Consider the following 6,314-nt stretch of genomic DNA (forward strand, 5'->3'; position numbering starts at 1 on the left):
ATGAGCCTCCGCGACCGCATAGCGACCCCGAACGACCACGGCGAGGGCAGCGGCCCCAGCCGCGACGACGGCCTCGTGGCCGTCTACCGCTCCAAGCTCCTCGAAGAGATCGACCTCGCCGAGATGTCGTCCCTCACCACGGCGGACCGCCGAGTCCGCCTCGAACGCGTCATGGGCCACATCATCAGCCGAGAGGGCCCGGTCCTCTCCACATCGGAGCGCTCCCAGCTCATCCGCCGCGTAGTGGACGAGGCCCTTGGCCTCGGCGTACTCGAACCACTCCTGGCAGACGCCTCCATCACGGAAATCATGGTCAACGGCCCGGACTCGATCTTCGTGGAGCGCGCAGGACGAGTCGAACAACTCCCCCTCCGCTTCGCGTCGAACGACCAGCTCATGCAGACCATCGAGCGCATCGTCTCCACGGTCAACCGCCGCGTGGACGAGTCGAACCCGATGGTCGACGCCCGCCTCCCCACCGGCGAGCGGGTGAACGTGATCATCCCGCCGCTTGCCCTCACCGGCGCGACGCTCACCATCCGCCGCTTCCCCCGCGCGTACACGCTGCATGAGCTCATCGGCCTCGGCTCGCTGGACGAGCACATGCTGCTCCTGCTCTCCGCGTTCGTCCGGGCCCGCTTCAACATCATCGTCAGCGGCGGTACGGGCTCCGGCAAGACGACCCTCCTCAACGCGCTCTCCGGCCTGCTCCCCGCCCACGAACGCATCATCACCATCGAGGACTCGGCCGAGCTCCAACTCCAGCAGGACCACGTGATCCGCCTCGAATCGCGCCCTCCGAACGTCGAGGGCAAGGGCCAGATCACCATCCGCGACCTGGTCCGCAACAGCCTCCGTATGCGCCCCGACCGCATCATCGTCGGTGAGGTCCGAGGCGGCGAGACCCTGGACATGCTCCAGGCGATGTCGACGGGCCACGACGGCTCCCTGGCCACGGTCCACGCCAACACCGCAGAGGACGCGCTGATGCGCCTCCAGACCCTCGGCTCGATGTCGGAGGTCCAGATCCCCTTCGAGGCCCTGAAAGACCAGATCAACTCCGCGGTGGACGTGGTGGTCCAGCTCGCCCGGCACGCGGACGGCTCCCGCAAGATCGCCGAGATCGTCCTCCTCGTCTCGCACGGCCGCGAACAGTTCCGCATCGCCCCGGTGACCCGCTTCGTGCCGCGCCAGCCGGGCGGCGGCGGCTTGGACCGCCGCGTGCACGGCTACTTCGAGCACCTGCCGCTACCACGCTCCGTCGCAGAGCGCCTCTACGTGGCGGGCGAGCCGGTGCCGCCCGGCTTCGGCGTGACCCAGGCCATCGACGTACTGAACACACGAGAGGCGATCGGATGAGCAGCACGAGGGCGCGTACGAGAGAAACCACCGGCTGATGGCGAACCAATCCGCCCTCCTGGCCCTCGGCGCCACGATCCTGACCTGCACACTCGCCGTCGCGGGAGTCCACGCGTACGCGTCGGGGCGGGCCCAGCGCCAGGCACTGGTCGACCGTCTCTCGATCGGCCCCGGCAAGGGCGACGCCGTCGGCCGGGGCCGCCGCTTCTCGGCGGTGGACCGCCGCCTGCGCCGCACCCGCCTGGGCCGCTCCATCCACCGGCGCCTCTCGGCGACGGGACTCGACCTGACGGCGGGCGAGTTCTTCGTCTACGTCGTGGCGGTCGTCGCCGCGCTCTGGCTGATGGCGGCGGCGACCCTGGCCCCGTTCTTCGGCCCGATCGCAGGCATCGTGGCGATATGGAGCGCGGTGGTCTTCCTCAACTGGCAACGCCAGAAGCGAATAGAAGCGTTCATCAACCAACTCCCCGACGTGGCACGCATCCTGGCGAACGCCACAGCGGCGGGCTTGGCGCTACGTACGTCACTGGCGATGGCGGCGGAAGAACTGGAAGCCCCCGCAGGCGAGGAACTCTCGATGGTGGCGGACCAGCTGACGATGGGCCGCTCGATCGACGACACCTTGGGCGAACTGGCCGAACGCCTCCCGTCCCGCGAACTGATAGTCCTGGTAACGACATTGGTCCTCTCCAACAAGGCGGGCGGCTCGGTGGTGAATTCACTGAGGAACCTCACCCAGACGCTCGAGGACCGGAAGGAGACCCGCCGGGAGGTCCGCACGATGCTCTCGGAGGTCCACGCGACGGCGTTCACGGTCCCGCTCCTCGGCCTCGGCTCCCTGCTCCTGATCAATTCTTCCAATGAGGGCGCACTGGCGAGGGTGACGGGATCGCCGGTGGGCCAGATGCTGATTCTGATCTCGCTGGGCCTGTATGCGGTGGGCTTCTTCGTGATCAGACGCCTCGGCAAGATCGAAGTGTGAGGGGGGAGTTACGTTGCTGGCACTGGCTCTGGCAGTGGTGATGGGACTCGCCGTGGCGGGCGTCTGCCAAGGCGTGCGCATGTACCGCGCGGAGGCGAAGCTCCCCTCGGACCTGGCGATAGCCCTGGAGATAGGCGCCACGCGCGTCTCGACGGCGGGCTCGGCGGTGGACCGCCTCGGCATGCGCTTCGCGCCGCTCGTCCTGCGCCTGATGGGCCCGAAGCGGGTGGGCGCCAAACGCCGCAGGATCGACATGGCGGGCAACCCGGGAGGCCTGACGATCGACCGCTATGCGGCGCGCAGGGCGGTGTACGGCCTGTTCGGCGTCGTGATGGGCCTGATCTTCCTCTCGAACGGCTCACCACTCTTCGGCCTCCTCACCTTCGCCTTCGGCGTGACGGCGGCGGACGCGCTGATCTGGCAGGCGATACGGGACCGCCGCGAGGTCATCGACCGCACGCTGCCGGACTTCCTGGACGTACTCGCGGTGGTGGTGTCGGCGGGCCTCGGCTTCCGCCAGGCACTCGACCGGGTGGCGGAGCGCTACGAGGGCCCATGGGCGGACGAACTACGCATCACCCTCCGACAGATGGACATGGGCGTGAGCCGCCGCCAGGCGTTCGACGAACTGCGCCGCAGGAACGCGTCGGAGCAGGTGTCGCAGTTCGTCTCGGCGCTCCAACAGGGCGAGGAACTGGGCTCCCCCATCGCGGACACACTCATCCAGCTGGCCACGGACATGCGGCGCACGGACGCGCAAAACTCGCGCCGCAGGGCAGCCAAAACGATCCCCAAAGCAACCATGGTGACGCTGGTCTTCATGCTTCCGGCCACGATGATCCTGATCGCGGCGGGAATGTTCCTCGGCTCGGGGTCCGACTTCGGCTCGATTCTGGGGAAGTGAGGGTTGCTGTGATCGGTGCGGTGGGCCTCCCGGCGGGAGCCGGTATCAAGCCACTAGGCGAAACCTCTTCGCGGCTGCAACCTAATGTGGGACAGTCACTCGAAGGGTGGGGAGGGCGCTTTAACCCCACGGGTGGCCCCGATCGGCTCCTGCCCACCCAGCTGACCTTTGCAAAAGGCGAGTTCACGGTATTCACGGGAGGGGAAGTCGTGGAACGCATCGAGTCACCGACCACCCGGTCACGGATCTCTGCCGCATGCCTCCGGGGTGCGTGATGACCTCGCCTCCGGGGAAGGGAACTCGCCAACTTGCGCGTCTCAAAGGGCATTGGTTGCGGAGAGTGGCTGTTGGGTCACGTGATCTCGCGTACGTTGCCTATGACGACAGCGGCGTCGGAATTGATTACGCCGGCGGTTCGTGTACCGGGTGGGAGAGAAGGGGCCATCGTGCTGAAAGATCGCGTACTCAGAGTCTGGGTCGACTGGACCGTAACCGTGGCTTCCCGGGTTCGGGGGAGGGAGCGGGATGCGGGGGCTGGGTTTGTGGAGTATGCGGGGTTGATGATTTTGATCGCGGGGATCTTCGTGCTCATCGACGGCTTGGGACTCGACGGTCAGATCTCCGGCGCGATTCAGGACGCGGTGTCGGACGTGATCGGCGGCTGAGGCGCAGTCGCCTCCTCAATGACACAGGGCAGACTCTCCCGATCTACATCTGGATGACGGGGATTCTGCTCTTTGTTGCGTTCGCGTTCTTCGCGTTCGCTCAAGCCGCATCCGCCCGGAACGGCGCCCAGTCCGCTGCTGATGCTGCGGCTCTGGCGGCCGCCCAGGACGCCAGAGATGAACTCGTTGATGGGCTGGGGTCGTCCATCGGTGAGGGTGACGACTGGCTCGACTGGCTGGATGGCGACAAGTTCACCGGTGACGGTGCCGAAGGTGCGGCGGATGCGCTGGCTGCGGACAACGACTCTTCCGTAATCAGCTTCGGGCCGGCCGAAGTGAACGGGTATCCGGGATTCCGGGCGAAGATCGAGACCAACTACACGGTGGGTGACTCGATCATTCCGGGTACGGAGTCCCAGCATGCCCAGGCCGAGGCGACCGCCATCATTAAGCCGCGCTGCGGTGTTACTCCTTCGGCCGACCCAGAGAAGGCCGTGGAATTCGACTGCGACGGCGGCGACTCTTTCGAGATCGATCCGGATGACTTCGAGTTGGATGATCTCCCGGACGCATCCGTTCTCTTCTCCGTTCACCTGGCCGACTGATGAGCGTTCGACGAAAGAAGGAAGCTGTACCGATGAACATTCGGCGCACCATAAAGACCCGCAGGGCAATGACCGCTGTGGCGATCACGACTGGGCTGGTCCTCACGGTCGCCGGCTGCGGTGGTGGAGGCGACGACGGCGACGGCAAGTCAGAGAAGGGCGCTTCGTCACCCGCGAAGACCAAGAGTGGTGAGGATGGCGAGGACAAGGAGGGAGAAGCTCAAGCTCCGGCGACAGACAAGGTGTTGGCGGAGGTGAAGGGGGAGGAGAACATCACGCTGACGGTTACGTCCGCCGTGCGTGATGAGGGCGGCTTCGTTACGGTTTCGGGCAAGGTGACGAACAGCGGGGGTAAGTTCTGGGCTGCTGCCAACTGGCGTGGTGAGGAACGTGAGCTGAACAAGAACGGTTCATCGGTAGCGGGCGCCAATCTGATCGACAACGAGGGGAAGAAGAAGTACCTCGTCCTCCGCGACACCGGGGGGCGTTGCCTATGCACCAAGTTCACGGGCGGTGTGAAGCCCGGCCAAACTGCCGACTGGTACGCCCAGTTCCCGGCCCCGCCGGAAGGGACCGCCAAGGTCGACTTCCAGGTAGGCGCCATGCCTCCCGCCCCCATAGAGATCTCCGAGGGTGAGTGACCATGGCCCACCCACGACCACGCACCCGCACCCGAACACTCGCCACAGCCACCGCCACCCTCACGGCCCTGGTCCTCCTGGCAGGCACCCCCGCCTTCGCGGACGACGACGACCCCAGCGCACCTCCCGGCAGCACGACCACCACCCGACCCCAGGATGTCGACTCCAACAGCCCCGGGCTGAAGCTGGCCGACGGAGCGACGCTGGCCCCGGCGAAGGTGCTTGACATCAAGTCCGTGGTCGAAGACCTCGGTGGCGAGGAACGCCGCGAGGACACCAATACGGACGTGAAGTTCGCGCTGCAGGCGGAGGTGTTGTTCGCCAAGGACAGCCCCAAGCTGAACCCGGAGGCGAACGCGCGGATCAAGGCGATCGCCGAGGAGGCGAAGGCCCAAAAGGCGACGAACGTCAGGGTGTTCGGCTTCACGGACGACCTCGGCTCCTACAGCCACGGCAAGAAGCTGTCGCGTGAACGCGCGGAGGCCGTGCACGACAAGATGGCCAGCTATTTGGGCCCCGAGGTCACGTACTCCGTACGCGGCTACAGCGAGGACTATCCGATCGCGGACAACGGCTCCGAGGAGGGCCGCAAGAAGAACCGCCGAGTCGAGGTGTCCTTCCCGAGGGGCTCCAGCGCGGACACGGGAACGGCGCCCTCCGGGAGCCAGGACTGACCGCGCGTTCTGCCCAAGAGACGGGGCTGTACTGATCCGGTGTTGGTCTGGGCGCCGGGGCCGTCCGGTTGAACCCAGATTGGTGGTTGCGGGCCGGGAGTAAAGGGCGCTCCTGCGTCGCGTCGGCTACGCCGATGGCCCTGCGGGCCACCCTTGACTCCCGTCCCTCCACCACGCGAGGGAAGACGACCGGACGGCCCAGGGGCGGGACTCTCGACCACGCATGGCGGGTCGTTCGGTTTTACCGCCGGGTGCGGACCGGTTCGTCGGGGGCGGCGGGGCGTGGGTGAGGCGCGCGGTCGGTTCGGGGAGGGGTGGCGGTCTCGTCAAGCGGCCGGCGGCCGGATCGTCGGGGGTGGCCGCGAAGGGGCAGTGGAGGAGCATCGGGCGGCGGATTGCAGGAAAGTCCCACGACACGCCGAGGTTAGGGGTGAATGGGCGGGACTTTCTTGCAACTGGCCCCTTTTCGGGGCGTGGAGGCTGC

Annotated in this window: 7 protein-coding genes; all 7 read left to right on the forward strand. The window is 66.9% G+C overall.

Annotated features, from left to right (window positions below; all coding sequences use genetic code 11):
• The 7 genes from ACFQ7F_RS32820 (at position 1) to ACFQ7F_RS32850 (ending at position 5,830) form a co-directional block, all read left to right on the forward strand.
• A complete protein-coding gene (locus ACFQ7F_RS32820; protein ID WP_383278418.1) occupies positions 1 to 1,359 on the forward strand; it encodes a CpaF family protein in 1,359 nt (452 codons plus the stop codon).
• Positions 1,360 to 1,396: 37 nt separating this feature from the next.
• Complete coding sequence (locus ACFQ7F_RS32825) at positions 1,397 to 2,341, forward strand: type II secretion system F family protein (protein WP_383278421.1); 945 nt, start codon at positions 1,397 to 1,399, stop codon at positions 2,339 to 2,341.
• A 13-nt stretch (positions 2,342 to 2,354) separates the two neighbouring features.
• Positions 2,355 to 3,245 (forward strand): DUF5936 domain-containing protein, encoded by an 891-nt coding sequence (locus tag ACFQ7F_RS32830; protein ID WP_383278424.1) that lies wholly within the window; start codon positions 2,355 to 2,357, stop codon positions 3,243 to 3,245.
• A 377-nt stretch (positions 3,246 to 3,622) separates the two neighbouring features.
• Positions 3,623 to 3,910 (forward strand): hypothetical protein, encoded by a 288-nt coding sequence (locus ACFQ7F_RS32835; RefSeq protein WP_383278439.1) that lies wholly within the window; start codon positions 3,623 to 3,625, stop codon positions 3,908 to 3,910.
• Complete coding sequence (locus ACFQ7F_RS32840; RefSeq protein WP_383278436.1) at positions 3,907 to 4,515, forward strand: pilus assembly protein TadG-related protein; 609 nt, start codon at positions 3,907 to 3,909, stop codon at positions 4,513 to 4,515. The genes ACFQ7F_RS32835 and ACFQ7F_RS32840 overlap by 4 nt, the downstream gene beginning before the upstream one ends.
• 32 nt (positions 4,516 to 4,547) lie before the next feature.
• Positions 4,548 to 5,156 carry a hypothetical protein gene (locus ACFQ7F_RS32845; RefSeq protein WP_383278427.1) on the forward strand — a complete coding sequence of 203 codons (609 nt, stop codon included), beginning with the start codon at positions 4,548 to 4,550 and terminating at the stop codon, positions 5,154 to 5,156.
• Positions 5,157 to 5,158: 2 nt separating this feature from the next.
• On the forward strand, positions 5,159 to 5,830 hold the full coding sequence (locus ACFQ7F_RS32850) for an OmpA family protein (protein ID WP_383278430.1): 672 nt from the start codon (positions 5,159 to 5,161) through the stop codon (positions 5,828 to 5,830).
• Positions 5,831 to 6,314 lie beyond the last annotated feature (484 nt).

This window comes from Streptomyces sp. NPDC056486 (genome assembly GCF_042795295.1).
Lineage (GTDB): Bacteria > Actinomycetota > Actinomycetes > Streptomycetales > Streptomycetaceae > Streptomyces.

Excerpts from the sequence above, each read along its gene's own strand:
- ACFQ7F_RS32820 (WP_383278418.1), top strand. The coding sequence starts at position 1 with ATGAGCCTCCGCGACCGCATAGCGACCCCGAACGACCACGGCGAGGGC.
- ACFQ7F_RS32825 (WP_383278421.1), top strand. The coding sequence starts at position 1,397 with ATGGCGAACCAATCCGCCCTCCTGGCCCTCGGCGCCACGATCCTGACC.
- ACFQ7F_RS32835 (WP_383278439.1), top strand. The coding sequence starts at position 3,623 with ATGACGACAGCGGCGTCGGAATTGATTACGCCGGCGGTTCGTGTACCG.
- ACFQ7F_RS32845 (WP_383278427.1), top strand. The coding sequence starts at position 4,548 with ATGAACATTCGGCGCACCATAAAGACCCGCAGGGCAATGACCGCTGTG.
- ACFQ7F_RS32850 (WP_383278430.1), top strand. The coding sequence starts at position 5,159 with ATGGCCCACCCACGACCACGCACCCGCACCCGAACACTCGCCACAGCC.